The sequence below is a fragment of the Mesorhizobium sp. B2-6-1 genome (genome assembly GCF_006440475.1).
Taxonomy (GTDB): domain Bacteria; phylum Pseudomonadota; class Alphaproteobacteria; order Rhizobiales; family Rhizobiaceae; genus Mesorhizobium.
The window spans coordinates 105,830-127,391 of the sequence record NZ_VFUH01000015.1 but is presented as its reverse complement, the minus strand read 5'-3'; the positions used below and the strand labels follow the sequence as shown (position 1 = coordinate 127,391).

Annotated in this window: 25 protein-coding genes; 21 read left to right on the top strand and 4 right to left on the bottom strand. The window is 62.5% G+C overall.

Going from position 1 to position 21,562, the window contains the following annotated elements:
* Positions 1 to 24: 24 nt before the first annotated feature.
* Positions 25 to 504, top strand: a complete 480-nt coding sequence (gene smpB, locus FJ443_RS25910) for an SsrA-binding protein SmpB (protein WP_140494616.1) — start codon at positions 25 to 27, stop codon at positions 502 to 504.
* An 83-nt stretch (positions 505 to 587) separates the two neighbouring features.
* Positions 588 to 1,298, top strand: a complete 711-nt coding sequence (locus tag FJ443_RS25905) for a GH25 family lysozyme (protein WP_140666274.1) — start codon at positions 588 to 590, stop codon at positions 1,296 to 1,298.
* Positions 1,299 to 1,312: 14 nt separating this feature from the next.
* Here FJ443_RS25905 and FJ443_RS25900 read toward each other — a convergent pair whose 3' ends face one another.
* Together FJ443_RS25900 and FJ443_RS25895 are read right to left on the bottom strand one after the other, a co-directional pair.
* The gene (locus FJ443_RS25900; RefSeq protein ID WP_224646739.1) at positions 1,313 to 1,975 is read right to left on the bottom strand and encodes a uracil-DNA glycosylase; all 663 of its coding nucleotides are present in this window, start codon (positions 1,973 to 1,975) and stop codon (positions 1,313 to 1,315) included.
* 11 nt (positions 1,976 to 1,986) lie between these two features.
* The gene (locus FJ443_RS25895; protein WP_140494612.1) at positions 1,987 to 2,568 is read right to left on the bottom strand and encodes an NYN domain-containing protein; all 582 of its coding nucleotides are present in this window, start codon (positions 2,566 to 2,568) and stop codon (positions 1,987 to 1,989) included.
* Between the two features lie 333 nt (positions 2,569 to 2,901).
* On the opposite strand from FJ443_RS25895, the gene rpoZ reads away from it, so the two are divergent.
* From rpoZ to FJ443_RS25875, 4 genes are all read left to right on the top strand, one after another.
* Complete coding sequence (gene rpoZ / locus FJ443_RS25890; RefSeq protein WP_140494610.1) at positions 2,902 to 3,303, top strand: DNA-directed RNA polymerase subunit omega; 402 nt, start codon at positions 2,902 to 2,904, stop codon at positions 3,301 to 3,303.
* Positions 3,304 to 3,431: 128 nt separating this feature from the next.
* On the top strand, positions 3,432 to 5,660 hold the full coding sequence (locus FJ443_RS25885) for a bifunctional (p)ppGpp synthetase/guanosine-3',5'-bis(diphosphate) 3'-pyrophosphohydrolase (RefSeq protein ID WP_140666272.1): 2,229 nt from the start codon (positions 3,432 to 3,434) through the stop codon (positions 5,658 to 5,660).
* Between the two features lie 28 nt (positions 5,661 to 5,688).
* On the top strand, positions 5,689 to 6,267 hold the full coding sequence (pyrE, locus tag FJ443_RS25880; protein WP_140517801.1) for an orotate phosphoribosyltransferase: 579 nt from the start codon (positions 5,689 to 5,691) through the stop codon (positions 6,265 to 6,267).
* Positions 6,268 to 6,277: 10 nt separating this feature from the next.
* Positions 6,278 to 6,658, top strand: coding sequence for a VOC family protein (locus FJ443_RS25875; RefSeq protein WP_140666271.1), 381 nt, complete (start codon positions 6,278 to 6,280; stop codon positions 6,656 to 6,658).
* A 6-nt stretch (positions 6,659 to 6,664) separates the two neighbouring features.
* Here the strand turns inward: FJ443_RS25875 and FJ443_RS31310 are convergent, their stop codons facing one another.
* Complete coding sequence (locus FJ443_RS31310) at positions 6,665 to 6,838, bottom strand: hypothetical protein (RefSeq protein WP_181175138.1); 174 nt, start codon at positions 6,836 to 6,838, stop codon at positions 6,665 to 6,667.
* A gap of 209 nt (positions 6,839 to 7,047) precedes the next feature.
* Here FJ443_RS31310 and FJ443_RS25870 point away from each other — a divergent pair, with 209 nt between their 5' ends.
* The 9 genes from FJ443_RS25870 to FJ443_RS25830 all read left to right on the top strand — a co-directional run bounded on the left by FJ443_RS25870 (position 7,048) and on the right by FJ443_RS25830 (position 14,575).
* Positions 7,048 to 7,647: a DUF2062 domain-containing protein gene (locus FJ443_RS25870; RefSeq protein WP_140494599.1), complete on the top strand. Its 600-nt coding sequence runs from the start codon at positions 7,048 to 7,050 to the stop codon at positions 7,645 to 7,647.
* Complete coding sequence (gene acpS / locus FJ443_RS25865) at positions 7,644 to 8,057, top strand: holo-ACP synthase (protein WP_140494597.1); 414 nt, start codon at positions 7,644 to 7,646, stop codon at positions 8,055 to 8,057. The genes FJ443_RS25870 and acpS overlap by 4 nt, the downstream gene beginning before the upstream one ends.
* Positions 8,058 to 8,134: 77 nt before the next feature.
* A complete protein-coding gene (gene lepB, locus FJ443_RS25860; protein WP_140494595.1) occupies positions 8,135 to 8,884 on the top strand; it encodes a signal peptidase I in 750 nt (249 codons plus the stop codon).
* A 4-nt stretch (positions 8,885 to 8,888) separates the two neighbouring features.
* Complete coding sequence (rnc, locus tag FJ443_RS25855) at positions 8,889 to 9,614, top strand: ribonuclease III (RefSeq protein WP_140494593.1); 726 nt, start codon at positions 8,889 to 8,891, stop codon at positions 9,612 to 9,614.
* Positions 9,611 to 10,543, top strand: coding sequence for a GTPase Era (gene era, locus FJ443_RS25850; protein WP_140494591.1), 933 nt, complete (start codon positions 9,611 to 9,613; stop codon positions 10,541 to 10,543). Before rnc ends, era begins: the two co-directional genes overlap by 4 nt.
* Before the next feature lie 5 nt (positions 10,544 to 10,548).
* Positions 10,549 to 11,439 carry an aminoglycoside phosphotransferase family protein gene (locus FJ443_RS25845; protein WP_140666269.1) on the top strand — a complete coding sequence of 297 codons (891 nt, stop codon included), beginning with the start codon at positions 10,549 to 10,551 and terminating at the stop codon, positions 11,437 to 11,439.
* 581 nt (positions 11,440 to 12,020) lie between these two features.
* Complete coding sequence (locus tag FJ443_RS25840; protein ID WP_140517808.1) at positions 12,021 to 13,157, top strand: porin; 1,137 nt, start codon at positions 12,021 to 12,023, stop codon at positions 13,155 to 13,157.
* Positions 13,158 to 13,289: 132 nt separating this feature from the next.
* Positions 13,290 to 14,060, top strand: a complete 771-nt coding sequence (gene recO / locus FJ443_RS25835; RefSeq protein WP_140494585.1) for a DNA repair protein RecO — start codon at positions 13,290 to 13,292, stop codon at positions 14,058 to 14,060.
* Positions 14,057 to 14,575, top strand: coding sequence for a PaaI family thioesterase (locus tag FJ443_RS25830; RefSeq protein ID WP_140517809.1), 519 nt, complete (start codon positions 14,057 to 14,059; stop codon positions 14,573 to 14,575). Before recO ends, FJ443_RS25830 begins: the two co-directional genes overlap by 4 nt.
* Before the next feature lie 45 nt (positions 14,576 to 14,620).
* Here FJ443_RS25830 and FJ443_RS25825 read toward each other — a convergent pair whose 3' ends face one another.
* Entirely contained in the window at positions 14,621 to 15,085 is a 465-nt protein-coding gene (locus FJ443_RS25825) for an NUDIX domain-containing protein (RefSeq protein ID WP_140666267.1), read from the bottom strand.
* 255 nt (positions 15,086 to 15,340) lie between these two features.
* On the opposite strand from FJ443_RS25825, the gene FJ443_RS25820 reads away from it, so the two are divergent.
* The 6 genes from FJ443_RS25820 (at position 15,341) to FJ443_RS25795 (ending at position 21,559) form a co-directional block, all read left to right on the top strand.
* Positions 15,341 to 18,079 carry a DUF2339 domain-containing protein gene (locus tag FJ443_RS25820; protein ID WP_140666265.1) on the top strand — a complete coding sequence of 913 codons (2,739 nt, stop codon included), beginning with the start codon at positions 15,341 to 15,343 and terminating at the stop codon, positions 18,077 to 18,079.
* A 54-nt stretch (positions 18,080 to 18,133) separates the two neighbouring features.
* A complete protein-coding gene (locus tag FJ443_RS25815) occupies positions 18,134 to 18,376 on the top strand; it encodes a type II toxin-antitoxin system VapB family antitoxin (RefSeq protein WP_140666263.1) in 243 nt (80 codons plus the stop codon).
* Positions 18,376 to 18,792, top strand: a complete 417-nt coding sequence (locus FJ443_RS25810; protein ID WP_140633363.1) for a type II toxin-antitoxin system VapC family toxin — start codon at positions 18,376 to 18,378, stop codon at positions 18,790 to 18,792. The genes FJ443_RS25815 and FJ443_RS25810 overlap by 1 nt, the downstream gene beginning before the upstream one ends.
* Positions 18,793 to 18,949: 157 nt before the next feature.
* On the top strand, positions 18,950 to 19,462 hold the full coding sequence (locus FJ443_RS25805) for an RNA polymerase sigma factor (RefSeq protein ID WP_140494575.1): 513 nt from the start codon (positions 18,950 to 18,952) through the stop codon (positions 19,460 to 19,462).
* Between the two features lie 2 nt (positions 19,463 to 19,464).
* On the top strand, positions 19,465 to 20,256 hold the full coding sequence (locus FJ443_RS25800; protein WP_140517812.1) for an anti-sigma factor: 792 nt from the start codon (positions 19,465 to 19,467) through the stop codon (positions 20,254 to 20,256).
* Positions 20,257 to 20,461: 205 nt separating this feature from the next.
* Positions 20,462 to 21,559, top strand: coding sequence for a GNAT family N-acetyltransferase/peptidase C39 family protein (locus FJ443_RS25795; protein ID WP_140494571.1), 1,098 nt, complete (start codon positions 20,462 to 20,464; stop codon positions 21,557 to 21,559).
* Positions 21,560 to 21,562: the final 3 nt, after the last annotated feature.

The window sequence follows — 21,562 nt, the reverse complement described above, 5'->3', positions numbered from 1 at the left end:
GATGAGGCGCCACCTCTCCGCATTATGAATCAAGTCAGAAAAGCCGATCCCAACAACAAGACCGTTGCGGAAAACCGCAAGGCGCGGTTTTCCTATGAGGTGCTCGACACGATCGAGGCCGGCCTGGTGCTGACCGGCACCGAGGTCAAGTCGCTGCGCCAGGGCCAGGCCAACATCCAGGACAGCTATGCCTCGGTCGAGGGCGGCGAGATTTGGCTGATCAACTCCTATCTACCGGAATATCTGCAGGCCAACCGCTTCAACCACGAGCCGCGCCGGCGCCGCAAACTGCTGCTCAACAAGCGCGAGATGGCCAGGCTGTCGCAGAGCGTCGACCGCGAAGGCATGACCCTGGTGCCGCTGAAGATCTATTTCAACGACCAGGGCCGGGCCAAGCTGCTGCTCGCCGTAGGTCGCGGCAAGAAGCTGCATGACAAGCGCGAGACGGAAAAGCAGCGCGACTGGTCGCGTGAGAAGGGCAGGCTCTTGAAAGAGCGCGGGTGACAGCCATCAGGCGGTAGCCAAGCGGATAAGTGTTTGGCTTTCAGGGTTCTAGCCAAGGAGCCAGAATACCGGAGGGGACAGTCTTGAAGAACCGGATCATCCTCTGGGGATCGGTCAGCCTGGTTTTTGCAATGCTCATGGTCGCTGGCGGCTTCTTCTATTTCCATGCGTTTTCTCCGGATCGCGGCAAATATCCTGTCAGGGGCATCGACGTTTCGCATCATCAGGGCCGGATCGACTGGCGGCGCGTTGCCGCCGCCGACGTCGCCTTTGCGGTCATCAAGGCGACCGAAGGCGGCGATCATGTCGACGATGCCTTTGCCATCAATCTGCGCGAAGCGCGTGCTGCCGGGCTCGCTGTCGGCGCCTATCACTTTTTCACCTTCTGCCGGCCGGGCGCCGACCAGGCGAAGAATTTCATCGCCGTGGTGCCGCACGACCAGCCTTTGCTGCCGCCGGTTGTCGACATCGAGTTCGGCGGCAATTGCCCGCAGCGCCCTTCGCCCGAACAACTCGACGCCGAACTGCAGGCCTTCCTCGGTCCCGTTGAAGCCGCCTTTGGCAAGAAGGCTATCATCTATCTGACCGACGATGCAGCAACGGCCTATGCAGGACAGATCGCCGCCCGTCCGCTTTGGCTTCGCTCACTGCTGCTCGAGCCGGGTCGCGACGATTGGGTCTACTGGCAGTACCACAACAGGGGCCGCGTCGAGGGCATCGTCGGTGACGTCGACCTGAACGTCCTGCAAGGAGGTCAGGAGAAACTGTCCGCATTGTTCGCGCCGGCGTTGTAAGCCAATTCCAGACCCTACGAATCCAGGAACGCCGCAATTTCCCTGAAAACGCTGACGAACATCGCTTCGGTCAGCACGCCGGTGTTGGTGTTGTAGCGCGAGCAGTGATAGCTGGAAAACAGCGTGATGCCCCCGGCCTCCTGCCGCCCGCCATGCTTGAAGGGATAGGCGGCGACGCGCTGGCCCAGTGCCCGCACGGTCGACTGGTGCGCGATCGAACCAAGTGTCAGTACGGCCCGCAAATTGGGAAACCGTGTGATCGTCGGCACAAGGAAAGTCCGGCAGGTGGCGATCTCGGCGCCCACAGGCTTGTTCTCGGGAGGCACGCAGCGGACGGCGTTGGTGATTGCCGTTCCAACGAGCTCCAACCCATCGTCAGGCCGCGCCTTGAACTCGCCGCGCGCCAAGCCGTGCGCGATCAACGTGCCGTAGAGCAGGTCGCCGGCATAGTCGCCCGTGAAAGGCCGGCCCGTGCGGTTCGCTCCGCGCAGGCCGGGCGCAAGCCCGACGATCAGCAGCCGGACTGAATCGTCGCCTTCGGGCGGCAGGAAGGTCGGAACCGGCGCGTTGAACCACGATGGCTCGCGTTGCCGCCACTCGGCAATGAAACCGTGCAGCCGCGGACAGAGCGGGCAATCGCGATCGGGTTCTGGGGAGGCGGCCAGATGTGCGGCCAACGCAGCCGCCCTCAGTACTCGTCCTCTTCCGTCTCGGCCGGTTCGGGTCGGCGCACCGGCCTTTCGGAAGGATCGCGGCCCACCTCGTTCTTCAACGTCATCAGGTCGATGAAATGGTCGGCCTGGCGACGCAGATCGTCGGAGATCATCGGCGGTTGCGAGGCCATGGTCGAGACGATCGACACCTTGCGCCCGCGCCGCTGCAGCGCCTCGACCAGCGTGCGGAAATCGCCGTCCCCGGAGAAGATGACATAGTGGTCGACGACATCGGCCAGTTCCAGCGCATCGACGGTCAATTCGATGTCCATGTTGCCCTTGATCTTGCGGCGGCCGGTCGAATCGGTGAATTCCTTGGCCGGCTTGGTGACGACCTTGAAGCCGTTATAGTCGAGCCAGTCGATCAGCGGCCGGATCGAGGAATATTCCTGATCCTCGACCAGGGCGGTGTAATAGTAGGCGCGCAGCAGGTAACCGCGTTTCTGGAAGCTCGACAGGAGCTTGCGATAATCGATGTCGAAACCGAGCGCGCGCGACGTGGCGTAGAGATTGGCGCCGTCGATGAACAGGGCGATCTTTTCACGGGGGTCGAACATGGAAAAATTCCTTTTCGAAATAAGCGGCCGTCAAAACGAAATGCGACTATCAGTAGGGTTCGCAATAAACCGGCTGACCTTACGCTTTTCGAAATAACGCCAGTTTTGTGGCAATCCAAGGGTTCGTTGCCGCACTGCAAGCAATTGTGATCGCCGGCTTGGTACCGGGCGCACCGGAGCTCGACCGAAACCGGTTTCGGGGGAAATCCGACAAAGCAATGACAGATCGTCCGTTCTCCGGCCCCGGCATTCCATAATGCTTGTATTTCCGCGGCGTTCGGGTTATTGACCGCGCCTGTTTTCCATTAAATCCAGGCATGAAAGGGGCAATCCATGGCCCGCGTAACCGTTGAAGATTGCATCGACAAGGTCGACAACCGCTTCGAACTGGTGCTTCTGGCCGGCCACCGTGCTCGTCAGATCAGCCAGGGCGCGCAGATCACCGTCCCGCGCGACAATGACAAGAACCCGGTCATCGCACTGCGCGAGATCGCCGACGAGACGTTGTCGCCGGACGACCTCAAGGAAGACCTGATCCATTCGCTGCAGAAGCATGTCGAGGTCGACGAGCCCGAAGCCGATGGCGAGGCGATCGCCGATCAGACCGGCGCCGCCGTCACGGCCGCCGATACCGATGATGCCGAGGACAACATCGCCTTCGATCGCATGACCGAGGAAGACCTGCTGGCCGGCATCGAAGGCCTGGTGCCGCCGGAAAAGAGCGACGACTACTAAGACTGCTTTGCGGAGGCGCCTGGAACAATCTTCCGGCACTTCCGTCCCGGCAGTTTCGTGGCTATCTATGACATGCGCCGTGCAGCAGTGCGGCGCATGATTCATTTCATCGCCGAGAGATTCCGCCCATGATGCGTCAGTATGAGCTTGTCGAGCGCGTCCAGCGCTACAAGCCTGACGTCAACGAGGCGTTGCTCAACAAGGCCTATGTCTATGCCATGCAGAAGCATGGCCACCAGAAGCGCGCTTCCGGCGACCCCTATTTCTCGCATCCGCTCGAAGTCGCCGCCATCCTCACCGAAATGCACATGGACGAGGCGACGATCGCCGTCGCCCTGCTGCATGACACGATCGAGGACACCACGGCGACCAGGGCCGAGATCGACGAACTGTTCGGGCCCGAAATGGGCAAGCTGGTCGAGGGTCTGACCAAGCTGAAGAAGCTCGACCTCGTCTCCAAGAAGGCCGAGCAGGCCGAGAACCTGCGCAAGCTTCTGCTGGCGATCTCGGAAGACGTGCGCGTGCTTCTGGTCAAGCTCGCGGACCGCTTGCACAATATGCGCACCCTCGACCATGTGCCGGAAGCCAAGCGCCTGCGCATCGCCGAGGAGACGATGGATATCTATGCGCCGCTGGCCGGGCGCATGGGCATGCAGGGCATGCGCGAGGAACTGGAGGAGATCGCCTTCCGCTACATCAATCCGGAAGCCTATCGCGCCGTCACCGCCAGGCTCGCCGAGATTTTCGAGCGCAACAAGGGTGTGCTGTCGGAGATCGAGAAAGCGCTGTCGGCTCTGTTCGAGAAACACGCGATCAATGCAGGCGTCAAAAGCCGGCAGAAGAAGCCGTGGTCGGTGTTCCGCAAGATGGAGGCCAAGGCGCTCTCCTTCGAGCAATTGTCCGACATTTTCGGCTTTCGCGTCGTCGTCGACAATGTCGAGGACTGCTATCGCGCGCTTGGCGCCATCCACACCGCCTGGTCGATGGTGCCCGGCCGTTTCAAGGACTACATCTCAACACCGAAGCAGAACGACTACCGCTCGATCCACACCACAATCGTCGGGCCGTCGCGTCAGCGCGTCGAGCTTCAGATCCGCACCCGCGAGATGAACAAGATCGCCGAATATGGCGTCGCCGCCCATTCGATCTACAAGGATACCGGCGGCAAGGCGAACGGCACGGCCCATTCGATCTCGAAGGAAACCAATGCCTATGCCTGGCTGAGGCGCACGATCGAACAACTCGCCGAGGGCGACAATCCCGAGGATTTTCTCGAGAACACCAAGCTGGAACTGTTCCAGGATCAGGTGTTCTGCTTCACCCCCAAGGGCATGCTGATCGCGCTGCCGAAAGGTGCCACGCCGATCGACTTCGCCTATGCGGTTCACACCGATGTCGGCGACACCTGCGTCGGCGCCAAGGTCAACGGCCGCATCATGCCGCTGATGACGGAGCTGAAGAATGGCGACGAGGTGGAGATCATCCGCTCCAAGGCGCAGGTGCCGCCGGCCGCGTGGGAATCCGTCGTCGTCACTGGCAAGGCGCGCGCCGCCATTCGCCGCGCCACCAAGAACGCCATCCGCAAGCAGTATTCGGGTCTCGGCGCGCGCATTCTCGAACGGGCTTTCGAGCGGGCCGGCAAGAATTTTACCAAGGAAAACCTGAAGCCCGTCCTGCACCGGCTGGCGCGCAAGGACATCGAGGACGTGCTGGCGTCCGTCGGCCGCGGCGAATTGGCGTCCACCGACGTCATGAAAGCCGTCTTCCCAGATTACAAGGACGAGCGCGTCACGCCGGCGGCGCCCAAGCAGCGCGAGGAAGGCTGGTCGAAGATCCGCAACGCCGCCGGCATGCTGTTCCAGATCCCGGGCCGTGCCGCGCGCAAGGACAAGGACCAGCCGCGCGACGGCGCGGTGCCGATCCGTGGCGTGCGCGGTGACCTGCCGGTGCGTTTCGCGCCGGAAGGAGCGGTGCCTGGCGACCGCATCGTCGGCATCGTGCAGCCGGGCACCGGCATTACCATCTATCCGATCCAGTCGCCAGCGCTGCAGGCTTTCGACGACCAGCCCGAGCGCTGGATTGACGTGCGCTGGGACATCGACGAGCGCACCAAGGAACGCTTCCCCGCGCGTGTTTCCGTCACCGCCATCAATGCACCGGGATCGCTCGCCGACATCGCCCAGGTCGTTGCCTCGAACGATGCCAACATCCATACGCTGTCAATGGTGCGCACCGCGCCCGATTTCACCGAAATGCTGGTCGATCTCGAAGTCTGGGATCTGAAGCATCTCAACCGGCTGCTGTCGCAGCTCAAGGACAATTCGAGCGTCAGCGATGCACGGCGTGTCAATGGCTAACGTGGCTGATCTACACGGGGATAGACGGATGAATACGGACGAAGTGCTAGATATTTTTCGCCAGGCTGGTGCTGTCCTGGAGGGGCATTTCATCCTGACGTCGGGTCTGCGCAGCCCGGTCTTCCTGCAGAAGGCGCGCGTGTTCATGCATGCCGATAAGACCGAGCGGCTGTGCAAGGCGCTGGCCGAAAAGATCCGCGCCGCCGTGCCGGGTAAAATCGACTATGTCGTCGGCCCGGCCATCGGCGGGCTGATCCCGGCCTACGAGACTTCGCGCCATCTTGGCGTGCCGGCGATCTGGGTCGAGCGGGAAGGGGGCGAGTTCCGGCTGCGCCGCTTCGAGATCGCGCGCGGCGCGCGTGTCGTCATTGTCGAGGACATCGTCACCACTGGATTGTCTATCCGCGAGACCATCGACTGCCTGCGCGAACTTGGCGCCGAGGTCACGGCGGCGGCCTGCATCATCGACCGCTCCGCCGGCAAGACCGATGTCGGCGTGCCGCTGATCGCCCTCGCCGAGTACGAGGTGCCGGCCTATCCGGCCGATCGGCTGCCGCCGGAACTCGCCGCCATACCGGCGATCAAGCCGGGCAGTCGCAATATCTGAGAGGGGCGGGATGATCATCAGTATCGATCATTTCGTGCTGACGGTGGCCTCACTCGAGGCGACCTGCGCCTTTTACCAGCGCGTTCTGGGCTTTAAGCGCATCGATACGCCGAGCCTGCCGACAGCCCTGGCTTTCGGCAACCAAAAGATCAATGTCCACGAGGTCGGCCGCACCTTCGAGCCGAAGGCGAAGTCGCCGACGCCCGGAGCCGGTGATTTCTGCCTGATCACCGATCGGCCGCTCGGCGAACTCCTCGCCAGTCTCGAAGCCGATCGTGTGGCGGTGGAACTTGGACCAGTAGAGCGGATCGGCGCACGCGGCCGCATGATGTCTGTCTATTTCCGCGATCCCGACGACAATCTGATCGAGGTCAGTGAATATCTGGAATAGCCGCCGTTAAATCCGCGCGAGATCGAGCAGCATTGCGCAGCGCCGGCTCACCGGCATGCCGTGCGCGATCCAGGCGAGGTCCGGTATGGAACGAAACGCCAGCCCGGCGGATTGCTCGATATCGGGCAACTCTTTCGCCTCGTCGTCGCGCGCTGGTCGAATGGTGGTCATGCCGGCCATCCTTCTCTTCTCCTCAGTTTCGCCTCAATGGCGATCTTGTTACCCCCTGCGGCAGACCATCGCGGCAGCGTTTCGTTGTTCCGAAGGCAGCCTGTCGCTATATCAAAGTCGTTGTTGCCTTCCTGCGCCCCGGAAGCGCAAGATAAGTTGCTGTGACCTGGCTTGGGTGGCAGGACGGCGGGTATTGGTAGATCAGGAATTGGAATAGAGTGCTTTTTCGACGCCGCGAGCCTGATGGCCTCTTGGAGCGGGTGCGTACCTATCTATGGCCGCGCCGGTCGTTTTCGCGCTCGCTGCAGTACTTCTCCAAGCGCATCCTGCGGCTGAAGGCCACGCCGCATGCGGTGGCGGCCGGCGTCGCCGCTGGCGTCTTTGCTTCGTTCTTTCCGGTGGGTTTCCATTTCGCCATTGCCGCGGTGCTGTGCTGGCTCATAGCCGGCAATCTGGTGGCGGCCGCACTTGGCGCCGTATTCTTCGGCAATCCACTGACGTTCCCGCTGCTGTGGGGCGCCTCCTGGGAGACCGGCAAGCTGATCCTGCACAGCCGCCTGCCGGCGCACGGCCCGCCAGCACATCTGGGCGAGATGCTGCACAACCTTTCCTTCGCGCAATTGTGGGCCCCGGTGCTGAAGCCGATGCTGATCGGTGCGATACCGCTTGGACTGGCCTTTGGGGTTCTGTTCTACGCCATCACGCGCTGGGGCATGAACGCCTTTCGCGAGCAGCGGCGCAAACGGCTGGCAGAGCGCGCGGCCCGCCATGAGCAATCGTCTCACCCAAACGCAAGCATCGGTTCCACCGCGCGATGATCATCGGCATCGGCAGCGATCTGATCGATATCAGACGCATTGAAAAGTCCTTGGAGCGCCATGGCCAGCGCTTTATCCAGAGAATCTACACCGAGGTCGAGCAAGCCCGCTCCGAAAACCGTCGGGCGCGGGCGGCCTCCTACGCCAAGCGCTTCGCAGCCAAAGAGGCCTGCGCCAAGGCACTGGGCACCGGCCTGGCGCAGGGCGTGTTCTGGCGCGACATGGGTGTCGTCAATCTTCCGAGCGGCGCGCCCACCATGGCACTGACCGGTGGCGCCGAGGCGCGGCTGAACGCGATTCTGCCAAAGGGCCATCGGGCGATGATCCATCTCACCATCACGGATGATTTTCCGCTTGCTCAAGCCTTTGTGATCATCGAAGCGTTGCCCGTCGAACAAGCGCCACATTGATTGCATCTGACCACCGGCATGACGTTGCCCAGCGCGCGCCGAGACTCTATACCATCCAACGCACAATCGAGGACGACATGAGCGTGGCTGAAAAACCCCAGAAGAAATCCGGCGGGCTTGGCGAAACCGTCAGCGTCATCGTCCAGGCGCTCTTGCTTGCCTTGGTCATTCGCACGCTCTTGTTCCAACCCTTTTCGATCCCGTCGGGTTCGATGCGGCCGACGCTGCTCGAGGGCGACTATCTCTTCGTCACCAAATGGTCCTACGGCTATTCCCGTTATTCGCTGCCCTTCGGCCCGGACATCTTCTCGGGCCGCATCTGGGGCTCCGAGCCGAAGCGCGGCGATGTGGCTGTGTTCAAGTTCCCGCCAGACCCGTCCGTCGACTATATCAAACGTGTGGTGGGCCTGCCTGGCGACAAGATCCAGGTGAAGGACGGCCAGCTGTTCATCAACGGCGTCGGCGTGCCGCGCGTGAAGACCGGACAGATCGACAATCCCGACATCACCGAAAAGGATTATCCGATCGACGTCTATCGTGAGACGCTGCCCAACGGCGTCAGCTACGACACGCTGGATCTGTCGCCGAACTCGATCGGCGACAACACGCGCGAGTTCGATGTTCCGCCCGGTCACTATTTCATGATGGGCGACAACAGGGACAACTCCGCCGACAGCCGATTCTCCGTCGGCTACGTTCCGGCCGAAAACCTGGTTGGCCGGGCCAACCTTGTTTTTTTCTCGATCGCCGGCAAGGCGAGCCCGCTCGAAATCTGGAAGTGGCCGTCGCTTATGCGTGCTTCGCGCCTCTTCCACTTCGTTAATTAGGGTCATGGCGGCGACAAGACGGCTGACCGCCGACGCGCTCGCCGAAGCGCTGGTGGAGCGCACGGGCCATGCCTTTGCCGACCGCCGGCGCCTGCAGCGTGCCTTGACCCATGCCAGCGCCCGCGGCGCCAATGCCGGCACCGACTATGAGCGCTTTGAGTTCCTGGGCGACCGGGTTCTCGGCCTGGTGGTGGCCGATATGCTGCTGGCCGCGTTTCCCGATGCGGCGGAAGGCGAATTGTCGCTGCGGTTCAACGCGCTGGTCAATGCCGAGGCGCTGTCGGAGATCGCCGAACATATTGGTCTGCCGGAGCTGATCCGCGCCGGATCCGACGTTCAAGGGCTCGAGGGACGCAAGCGCGTCAATCTGCGCGCCGACGCACTGGAATCGCTGATCGCCGTGCTCTACCTCGACGGAGGGCTGGAAGCGGCGCGCGCTTTCATCCACAAATATTGGCAGCCGCGCTCGCAGGCGTCGGGCGCCGGCCGACGCGACGCCAAGACCGAGTTGCAGGAATGGGCGCATCAGGCGGCAAGCGCCGTGCCCGTCTACCGCATCGATAGCCGCGAGGGGCCGGATCACGATCCGCTGTTCACCGTCAGTGTCATGGTTGGTGGGTTCCAGCCGGCTGTCGGCAGCGGCCGCTCCAAACGCGAGGCCGAGCAGGCCGCCGCCGCCGCCCTTCTGATTCGTGAAGGTGTCTGGATCGATCAGGGAGACGCGGCATGACAGCCACGGAAGACACGGTTCCGGCCGCGCCTGCGGCCGTTACGCATTCCGGCTTCGTAGCGCTGATCGGTGCGCCCAATGCCGGCAAGTCGACGCTGGTCAACCAGCTTGTCGGCGCCAAGGTGTCAATCGTCACCCACAAGGTGCAGACGACGCGTGCCATCGTCAGAGGCATCGCCACGCACGACAACGCGCAGATCGTCTTCGTCGATACGCCGGGCATCTTCAAGCCAAAGCGGCGTCTCGACACGGCAATGGTGACGACAGCCTGGGGCGGCGCCAAGGATGCCGATATCGTGCTGCTCCTGATCGATGCCGAGCGTGGCATTAGAGGTGATGCCGACGCCATTCTCGAACGCCTGAAGGATGTGCGCCAGCCGATGGCGCTGATCCTCAACAAGGTCGACCGCGTCAAGCCGGAGGCCTTGTTGGCGCTGGCGGCAGCAGCGAACGAAAGAGTGCCGTTCAAGCGCACCTTCATGGTTTCGGCGCTGACCGGCTCTGGCTGCAAGGACCTTCTCGATTACCTTGCCGAGGCGCTCCCGGTGGGGCCCTGGTATTATCCGGAAGACCAGATCTCCGATCTGCCGATGCGCCAGCTCGCCGCCGAGATCACTCGCGAGAAGCTCTATCTCAGGCTGCATCAGGAACTGCCCTATTCCTCGCACATCGAAACCGAGAAATGGGAAGAGAAGAAGGACGGCTCGGTGCGCATCGAGCAGGTCATCTATGTCGAACGCGACAGCCAGAAGAAGATCGTGCTCGGCCACAAGGGCGAGACCATCCGCGCCATCGGCCAGGCGGCGCGTATGGAAATCGCCGGCATCCTCGAGCAAAAGGTGCATCTGTTCCTGTTCGTCAAGGTGCGCGAGAACTGGGGCGACGATCCCGAGCGCTACCGCGAGATGGGGCTCGAGTTTCCGCACTAGGATGGATGGATAGCAAGTCGAACATCGACGCAGCTTTGGTCAGCCGGTTGATCGCGGCGCAATTTCCTCGCTGGAGGGATCTTGCGGTTCGGCCGATTGAACCTGGCGGATGGGACAACAGAAGCTTTCGTCTCGGCGACGAGATGACCGTTCGGTTGCCCAGTGCCGCCGCCTATTCCCTGCAAGTGGAGAAGGAACATCGCTGGCTGCCGAGGCTGGCGCCGCTGTTGCCGCTGCCCATCCCTATACCGCTGGCGATGGGAGCCCCGGCCGAAGGCTATCCGTGGCATTGGTCCGTCTACAGGTGGATCGAAGGTGAGACTGCAAAGCGCGAGCGTATCGCCAACCTGTCGGAATTCGCGGCGGACCTGGCCGGCTTTCTGATTGCGCTGAAGCGGATCGACCCGGCTGGCGGACCGGGGCCGGGCCAACACAATTTCTTTCGCGGCGGGCCGCTGAACGTCTATGACGGCGAGACGAGACAAGCGATCGCGGCGCTCGACACCCGTATCGACGCCGGCGCGGCAAGCGCTGTCTGGGAAACGGCTCTTGCCGCCCCTTGGCAAGGCCCACCCGTCTGGTTCCACGGCGATGTCAGTTGGGGCAATCTTCTGGTTGAACACGGCAGGCTAAGCGCGGTGATCGACTTCGGCACCTCCGGCGTCGGCGATCCCTCATGCGATCTGGCGATTGCCTGGACGTTGTTCGAGGGGCAAAGCCGTGAAGTGTTCCGCGCTGGCCTCGGCGTCGACGACGCGACCTGGGCGCGCGGCCGCGGCTGGGCACTGTGGAAGGCGCTGATCACCGCCGCCGGCGAGATAGACGTCAACTCGGCCGAGATCGAACAATCCTGGCGCGTGATCGACGCGGTGTTGGCCGACCACAAGCGCCGGTAATAATGACTCAAACCGTTGGCTGGTGGCTATCGACCAGGGACGCCGAGGTTCCGTTGGGTCGACTTCTCAGTTGGCCAGCGCGGATTCTTGCAGACGAGTCCGCCGACGTCGGATTGATCTTCCCATCATGGCCTGTGGTCCGTCCCGGCGTGCCCGTGACCCGCTGAAAAGACTCCTTCGAGGGGATCGGCTTCGGTTTCACGTGGCTGGGGAATGGCTAGGTAGAAACGACCACGGAAGTGGATTTATTTAAGCGAAATTTCTCAAACAATCGGTATCCGTGGAATATCATCATAAAATTGGAGCATACAGGGAATTATTACGGAAATATGACAATGTTCCACTTGTGCGGTTCCGTAATTTGAAGTGAATTCTCCAGTGATATTTCTGCAACACGGATTTAATCTATGTCATCAATCCCGAATGTTTGTGGAATTGTCATTGAAGGCGGAAGATTGATGGGTATGTTCGCCGCGAAAAGGGGACGCGGTGCGGGCCTTTTTCGTTGTGGTGAGGCGGGAAAATATATCCGCCAACCAAAATCCGAAGCCATTTTTAACTTTGACTGGAGAGGTCAGAAAATGAACATCAAGAGCCTTCTTCTCGGCTCAGCCGCGGCACTGATCGCGGTCTCCGGCGCTCGCGCCGCCGACGCTGTCGTCGTCGCCGAGCCGGAACCCGCTGAATACGTCAGGATCTGCGACGTCTACGGCGCCGGCTACTTCTATATCCCCGGCACCGAGACCTGCCTGCGCATCGGCGGCTATCTCCGCTATGACATAGGCGTCGGGGACAGCGGCACGCTGGATGGCGTCAACAACGTTGCCGATCACATGGACGGCGATAGCCACGACACCTACTACAAGAACATGCGCTTCGCGCTGAAGACCTGGACCGGCCAGGAAACCGAGCTCGGTACGTTGAAGACCTACACCGAGACTCGCTTTCAATTTGGCAACAGCAGCGGCGACTATGAGACTGGCGGCACTGGCTGGCAGGCCGGCAACAAGGCGACGACCCTCAACTTCGCCTGGATTCAGCTCGGCGGCCTGCGCGTCGGTAAGGATGAAACGGCATACGATTCGTTTATCGGCTATGCCGGCAACGTCATCCAGGACACGATCATCCCGTACGGTATCAAGGATACCAACGTCGTGCAGTACTATTTCGACGCTGGCAGCGGCTTCTCGGCCGTGGTCTCGCTCGAAGAAGGTACCGGCGTCAACACGATCGACAGCTATGTTCCGCATGTCGTCGGCGGCTTGAAGTACAAGGGCGACTGGGGTGCGGTCACCGGCGTCGTCGCCTATGACAGCAACTACGAGGAAGTGGCCGGCAAGGTTCGCTTGGACGTCAATGTCGGCAAGGAATTGACGCTGTTCGTCATGGGCGGCTACGGCACCAACGACAACATCAACGACTTCGGCACGGGCCGCACCCAATACAAGCCGTGGGGCGGAAACTGGGCGATCTGGGGTGGCGGCACCTACAAGTTCAACGACAAGACCTCGTTCAACGCCCAGATCTCCTATGACGACTGGAAGAACCTCGGCGTCGCTGCCAACGTCGCATACACGATTGTGCCCGGTTACACGATCACCGCTGAAGTCGATTACCTCAATGCAGGAAAATTCGACGACGCCGACTTCAACAACTGGACCAAGGCCGACAAGAAGAGCAGCGTCGGCGGCATCCTCCGCTTCCAGCGCTCGTTCTAACGGATCGACTGACCCCACCAGACCCGCCCGCAGCTATGCTGCGGGCGGCTTTTTATGCACCCTTGCGAGAGCCAGCCCAGGCACCAAGCCCGTACCTTGATTTCGCCACCCGATCGGTGAAATGCTCCAGGCATGGAATGGCGCGACGAGGGAATCATTCTCGGCACCCGCAAGCATGGCGAAACCAGCGCCATCCTCGAGGTGATGACGCGTGCGCATGGCCGCCATCTCGGCCTCGTGCGGGGCGGGCGCTCGCGCAAGCAGCAGCCTGTTCTCCAGCCCGGCAACCGTGTCGACCTGCTTTGGCGGGCGCGCCTTGATGAGCACCTCGGCACGTTCCAGGCCGAAGCGATCGAGATGAATGCGGCCAGGTTGATGGAGAGTGCGGTCGCCGTGTATGGCCTGCAGACCATGGCCGCGCATCTGCGCCTGTTGCCCGAGCGCGACGCCCATGGCGGCCTCTACGAGGCGCTGTCGGTGATGATCGTGCATCTCGATGACGTCGATGCGGCCGGCGAACTGGTGGCCCGTTTCGAGCTCCTGATCCTCGACGAACTGGGTTTCGGTCTCGATCTCAGCCAGTGCGCCGCGACCGGCACGCGGCAGGATCTTGCCTATGTCTCGCCGAAATCGGGCCGAGCGGTGTCGCGGGAAGCCGGCGCGCCTTGGCGCGACAAGATGCTGGCGCTGCCGGCCTTCCTGCGTGGCTCCGGCCTGCGCGCCGATCCGGCGGCGATCCAGGATGCCTTCCGGCTCACCGGCTTCTTCTTCACCCGTCACGTCTACGAGCCGCGCGGCATCGAGCAGCCGGACGCGCGCTCCGGCTTCCTCGCCGCGCTGCGCAAGCACCACACGACAAAAGGCCTGTCGGGAGAAACCGCCGCGAGAGAAATCATCACATGAGCGAAGTGGAACTTTATCCAGGCCGGGTCTCGCCGCTCGGCCTCGGCACCATTCCGCATGCCGACATGCTTGCCTACACCGGCCTGGAACTTTTGCAGCGCATCATCGATGGCAAATATCCGGCGCCGCCGATTTCCTTCCAGCTCAGCTTCGCGCTGACCGAAGTCTCGGAAGGCCGTGCCGTGTTTCGGGGTGTGCCGAACGAGCGCCACCTGAACCCGTTGGGGGGCGTGCATGGCGGCTGGGCGGCGACACTGCTCGATTCGGCGCTTGCCTGCGCCGTGCAGACGCTGCTCGCAAAAGGCGAGGCCTATACGACGGCGGAATTCAAGGTGAACCTGACGCGGCCGATCACGCCCAGGACCGGAGAGGTGGTCTGTGAGGGCAAGGTTATTCACAAGGGTCGCACGCTGGCGGTATCCGAGGCGACGTTGAAGGATGCCGGCGGCAAGTTGCTGGCTTTCGGCACCGAGACATGCTCGATCTTCCCGGCCGCCAATCTGGCGGCACGATAAGGATCGTCCAACACGCACTGGACGACCGGTGAGAACAGCAGGCGCCTATCCGGCTTTTTGCCGTTCCACGAAATCGTCCAGGATCGCGCGCTGGCCTTTGAGTATCTTGAGACCGGCCTCCAACTCTGAAAACCAACCGGCCCGGTCAACTTCGGGAAATGCCTTCATGGATCCCGACCTTGGCGGCCACTCCATGGTGAACATGTTGCTTCTGATGGCATCGGTGTCGACATCGGCCTCGACGCTCCACGCACTCACGATCTTGCCGCCAGGCTGCCGATAACTGCCGACAGGCTGGAAGTCGCCGTTGATGGCGACGCCGAGTTCTTCTTCCGCCTCACGTTGGGCGGCTTTCAACTCGTCCTCGCCTTCGTCGACGAGCCCTTTGGGGATAGACCATGCCCCCTCGTCTTTTCTTGCCCAGAACGGTCCACCCGGATGGACGAGCAGGAACTGGAGGGCCCCGGCGTTTCGCCGGTAGATCAGCAGTCCTGCGCTTCGTTGCGGCATACGTATTCCCATGACATCGCTTGGAGAACCCTTTGCGGCCAAGGTATCATAGGCCATCGGCTGCGGGTTTGGCAGGCAATGTTCCGGAAACCGGCCATTCGCAAGCGATGCCGAGGGCCAATGGGCGCAAGCCGCTGGCTTTCGACGCCGAAACATGCTCGATCTTTCCAGCCGCCGATCCGACGGCCGTTGGCTGGTCGTTTGCAGGCCACATTTGATTGTCAGTAGCAACTGGTCTGGTTTGGGGGAGCCGCCATGTTTGAAAGCCTGATCGGCCTTGTCGCCATCATCGCGCTGTTCGTCATCATTTCGCGCCAGCAGAGCCGCATCGGACTGATCGAGCGTGAGCTAGGCGCACTGCGGAGCCTCGTCCTTTCCGACGCCGTGCCGCCTCTCGCCAAGCAGTCCGAACCGGCGGCGACCGAGGGCCAGCCGGCCGAAGCCGTTGTTGCTGCGGCCGTGGTCGTTTCGCCAACGGCCAGCGAGGCAGCCACCGGGCAGGCGCTGCCGGCTCTGGAAACCGACGCCGTGACGGACGAGGTCAAGCCGGGACCATGGACACCAGGCGAGGCGGCGCCCAAGGTAGCCGAGCCTGTCGCAGCGGTGAAAGCGCCCGGCAAACCCGATATCGAAACGGCGCTCGGCACCCGCTGGGCGGTCTGGGTCGGCGGTTTGGCACTGGCGCTGGGCGGCCTGTTTCTCATCCGCTACACGATCGAAGCCGGAATTTTCGGCCCCGGTGTGCGGCTGACCATGGCCGGGCTGCTCGGCCTTGTGCTGATTGCAGCCGGCGAATTCATTCGCCGCACCGGCTTCAGGGTGCCCGTGCAAGGCGCCGCAGGCGCCTACATCCCGGCGATCCTGACTGCGGCGGGCGCCTTCATCCTGTTCGGCGCCGTCTATGCCGCACATGGCATCTACGGATTTATCGGGCCGGCGCTCGCCCTCACGCTGCTCGGCGCCATCGGCATAGCGACGATTGCCGCCGCCCTTGTCCACGGCCAGGCGCTGGCTGGTATCGGCCTAGTCGGCGCCATGGTGACGCCGATGCTGATTGCCTCTCAGGCGCCCAATCCCTGGGCCCTGTTCGGCTATCTGGCGATCGTGCTTGCCGCCAGCGGCGTCATTGCCCGCATGCGCGATTGGAAGTTGCTGATGACGGCGGCCTTTGTCGGTACCGGCATCTGGACGATCCTCTACATGACCGATGCGCCGGGCGCGAATTTATCCGTGATCCTGTTCGTGAACACCGTCACGCTGGCCGTGCTCGCCTTCGTCTGGCTCGGCCGCCGCAGCGACGAAGGCGGATCAGCCACGGCTTTCGACTGGCCGTCCGTCGCGCCGGGCCTGTTTGTTGCCCTCTCGGCGCTGGGCCTTTCGGTCGATCCGGCCTTCGTCGCTGCCGGCGATGCCTTGCCGGGAGCCGTCGTGCTCGCCGCGATGGTGGCCGTCGCGCTCTACCGCCCCCCGGCGCTGCCACTGCTCTATGCGGCGGGACTGGTGACGGTGCTGATCTATCTCGGCATCATCCCGCCGACTTCGATCGCTTCTGATTTTTCAGGCGACGTCTTGGGCATCGATGCCGTGCCCCTGGCTACATCGAACGCGCTGACCTTGCGCATCGGTGTTGCGCTTGGCCTTGTCTTCATCGGCGCCGGTTTCTGGGCCGCCCGCAAATTTGCCGCCGCGACCCACTTCCGCGCTGCGTCATGGGCGGCGTGGGGCGTCATCGTGCCGTTGGTCGTCCTGCAGGCACTCTGGTTCACGTTCGGCAATCTCGACCGCGATCTTGCCTACGCCGCCGTGGCGGCGCTGCTGGTCGTGGTTTTCGCTGCCGTGGGCGAGTGGATCGCGCGCGGCGAGCAACCGCCGTTGCAGGGCAGGGCGGCCGTATCCTTCGCGCTCGGCGGAGCCGCGCTCGCAGGCCTGCTGATGCTGCATATGGCCTTCAGTTCCGGCTGGACAACCATCCTGCTTGGTGCGGCCGCAATCGTGCCGGCGCTGGCCACGCGCTGGCGTTCCTATCCGGTGCTCGGCTGGATTTCGGTCGGCGCGGTCGCGGCGGTGCTTGGACGTGTCATCTTCGATCCGACCGTCGTTGGCCCCGAGTTCCTGTCGACGACCCCGGTTTTCAACTGGCTGCTGCCGGGCTATGGCGTGCCGGCGCTCGCCTTCGCTTTCGCCGCCTGGCAACTGGCCCGCACCACCGACGGCCGGCCGCGCCTGGCCATGGAAGCTTCGGCGGCGCTGTTTGCACTGCTGACGCTTGCCATGCTGGTGCGCCACGCCATGCATGGCGGTGTCCTCAACAGCGATGCGCCCACACTTGCCGAACAGGCCATCTACACGCTGATCGCGATCGGCGCCGGCGCCATACTCGTGGCCATCGACAGGCGCTCGCCAAGTTCCGTGCTGCGCTACGGGTCCATGGCGGCGGGCGTGATCTCGGTCGCCTTCATCGTCGTGCAGCATTTCCTGGTGCTGAACCCGCTTTTCACCGACGAGTCGACCGGGCAGATCCCGGTCTTCAACCTGTTGTTCCTCGCCTATCTGCTGCCGGCGGTCGCGGCCGGAGGGCTTGCGCTCTATGCCCGCAACAAGCGGCCGAAATGGTATGCCGCCATGCTGGCGCTGGTGGCGGCACTGCTTGCCTTCGCCTATGCCACGCTGTCGGTGCGGCGCCTGTTCAAAGGCGAGTTCATCGGCTTGTGGAGCAGCCTTGGCCAGTTGGAAACCTACACCTATTCGGCACTTTGGCTGATCATCGGCGTGGCGCTGCTGACCGCCGGCGTCTGGCTGAAATCGCAGGTGCTGCGCATCGCCTCGGCCGCATTGATCGCGGTCGCCGTACTGAAGGTGTTCCTCTTCGACATGTCGGAGCTGGAGGGTGTGCTTCGCGCGCTGTCCTTCATCGGCCTTGGCGCCGTGCTGATTGGCATCGGCCTGTTTTACCAGCGGCTTTTGACCAGGGTGGCGAAGGGGCGTGAGGGTTAGGATTGTTTGAATATTCAAAATGGAATATATGAATATTCCACGGGAGATATTCAAATGCCGCTCTATATCCGCGACGATGAGGTAGATGCGCTGGCGACGAAATTGCAGCGCGAGACGAATGCGCCGAGCAAAACGGAAGCCGTGCGAACCGCGCTTTTGCACGAACTTGAACGAAGCCGCGCCCGCAAACCGCTGCGGGAGAGGATTGCCGTTCTTCAAGCGCAAGAAGCGGCGTTGGGGCCGTCCGACACCACCTTCGACATCAAGGCATTCATGGACGAGATGTGGGAAGACTGATGTTTGTCGACGCATCGGTTGTCGTTGCAATTCTCGCGAAGGAATCGGGTTGGGAGGAATTGCTGAAGCGGATCGCCGACGTCGACGGTCAGCTGTACATTTCAGCGCTTGTTCGGCTCGAAGCTACGCTTGCCCTCGGGCGAGTGAATGCCGGTGCCAAAAAGCCGACTCCCGGAATGCTGTCTGCGGCGCGCAATCTGGTCGATGCGTTCATTGTTGAGATCGACGCTCGCAATGTAACCATCAACGAGGATATCGGTGGGCGCGCCATTGATGCCAGCATCCGGTACGGCAAAGCGGTCGGTCATCCGGCCGACCTTAATTTTGGTGATTGCTTTTCCTACGCCTGCGCCAAGGCTCTTGATGTTCCGTTGCTCTTTAAAGGCAATGACTTTCTCAAGACCGATTTGGCGTAGTTGGCCTCCTGTTGATCGCGGGAATAAACCCGCCGCTTCCATCGTTACATCATTGCTTGGGTGACCGGGGCGGTGGACCGCTTCGCACTGGCTGCTTGCGTCGCGCCGCGAAGGCGCGTTCAATCTGATGAATAGGGCAATTCCGAAACCAGCGGTCATGGACGAAAAGAAGGCAGCAATCCTCGGCGAAATACCGCGCCTGCGCCGCTACGCACGCTCGTTGTTGCGCGACCGCGACGCCGCCGACGATCTCGTCCAGGACTGTCTCGAACGGGCCCTCATGCGGCTCGACAACTGGCAGACGGGAGAAAGCCCCAGGAGGTGGCTGTTTACGATCATGCATCATTTGTTCATTGACCAGATGCGCAAAGTGAACCGGCGCGGCGAAGCCGCGATGCTGTCGCTGGAAGCGGGCGAGGCGGTTGCACAGCCGGCCGAGCAGGTGGAAAGCATCGCCTCGCGCGAGATCGTCGACGCATTGCAGGCGATCAGCCCCGACCGCCGTGCCGCACTCGTCATGGTCGCGATCGAAGGCTTTTCCTATGCCGAGGCCGCCAACATCCTGGGAGTGCCGGCGGGAACGCTGATGTCGCGCATCGCGCGCGGGCGCGAGGAGTTGCGCGGACTGCTGGACGACACGGCACGCCGCCGTTCGATAAGGATCGTCTAGAAATGATCCGCCGCGATTTCTCCGAACGCGACATCCACATGGCACTCGACGGCGAGTTGCCGGCCGATGAGCGCGCCGCCTATGACGCATGGCTCGACGCCACTCCCGAGATGAAGGCGAAAAGCGCCCGTTTCATCGCCGACAGGACGGCATTGCGAGATGCCTTCGCTGGCGTGATCGACGAGCCGGTGCCGGTGCGGTTGCGCAAGGTGGTGCTTGGCGAGACGCCAGCCAGGACGCCAATGCCACGCTCGCGCTGGTGGCTTGCCGCCGCCGCTGCCGGTCTACTGGCCGCGGGCGGGCTTGGCGGCTACTTTGCCGGCAGCGACGGTATTGGCCGGGAAGATCAGGCCGAGGATCAGTTGGCCGAGCAGGCGATCGCCGCGCATGTCATCTATGCCGCCGAGAAGCGGCATGCGGTGGAAGTGCCGGCAAGCGACAAGGATCATCTGCTGACCTGGCTGTCCAACCGGGTCGGATTGAAGCTGGTTGCGCCGGACTTGACCGGCAGCGGGTTCCAACTGGTCGGCGGCAGGTTGCTGCCGGCTGGCGAGAGCAAGGCGGCAATGCTGCTCTATGAAGACGACAAGGGCGAGCGCATATCGCTCTTTGTAACGGCCGAATCGGTGGAGAACGCCAGGGGGACCTACGCTTCGGCGCAAGCCGGCCCGCAGGCCGTCTACTGGCTGGACAAGGGCTATGGCTGCGCTGTCGTCGGCTCAGTGCCGCGCGAGCAATTGGCCATCGTGGCCAAGAGCGCCTACAGCCAGCTTCTGGCCGGCCTGGCGAGTTGAACAGCATCGTTTTTTGGCGCCGCCGCCTACTCGAAAACGGTGACCTGGTTCAAAGCCTTTGTCCTCCCGGGCTGGCGCCAATCTGTCACAATTCGGCCCTAATCGAGGTGCGATAGCGCTGGATGGGCGCTGCCGTTTTGGGCTGGTGTCTGGACGTTTCGAATAGGGCCTTCATCACAACCCAATCGAGGTTTTCCAAGCCCGCATGCCTGCCGAGATTCGCACGGCCCGCGCGACTGACGTCGATGATCTCGCCGCCATCGAGAAAGCTGTTTTCTCCAGCGACCGCATTTCCCGTCGCTCCTTCCGACAGTTCATCGAGCGCGAGACCGCCGAGACGCTGGTCGCCGAAAGAGATGGCCGCGTCGCCGGTTATGCGATTGTGCTGTTTCGCAAGGGCAGCGGCGTGGCGCGCCTTTATTCGATCGCCACCAGTCCCTTTTTTGGCGCCCTCGGCATCGGCCGCCGGTTGCTAGTGGCGGCGGAGGAGGCGGCCTTCGAACACGATCGCATGATGCTGCGCCTAGAAGTGCGGGAGGATAATGCCCGCGCCATCAGCATCTACGAGCGGGCCGGCTACCGCAAGATCGGCCGCGAACCCGATTACTACGAGGACGGCGCCACGGCGCTGCGCTACGAGAAGACCTTGCGCGGCGAACTTCCGGCCGCCACCAGCGTGCCGTTCTACCAGCAGACCTGCGAATTCACTTGCGGTCCCTGCTGCCTGATGATGGCCATGGGCAATTTCGATCACGACTTCGTACCGGACCCGGTCAGGGAAATTCGTCTTTGGCGCGAAGCGACGACCGTCTTCATGATGTCGGGCCCGGGTGGCTGCGAGCCGTTCGGCCTCGCGGTCGCCGGCTATGAGAGCGGCCTTGCGGCCGAGATTTACGTGTCGTTCTACGGCGCGTTGTTCCTCCAGTCGGTGCGCAGCGCGGACAAGCGCCGGGTGATGGAACTGGCCCAGGTCGACTTTCGCCGACGCGCGGAACTTTACGGCATCCCGGTGAATTACCGTTCATTCACCATCGACGACATTCGCGCCGCGATCGCGAAAGGAAAATTGGTGCTGGTGCTGATCAGCGGCTTCCTGATGTTCGGCAAGAAGGTGCCGCACTGGGTGTTGGCCATCGGCGACGACGGTGACCATATCCTGATCCACGATCCCTGGGTTGAGGACGAGAGGCAGGAGACCATCCTTGATGCCGCCAACATTCCCGTGCCTTACGGCATCTTTATGAACATGGCGCAGTTCGGCCGCGACGGACTGCGCGCCGCCATCACTCTGGGGAAGCGCTGATAA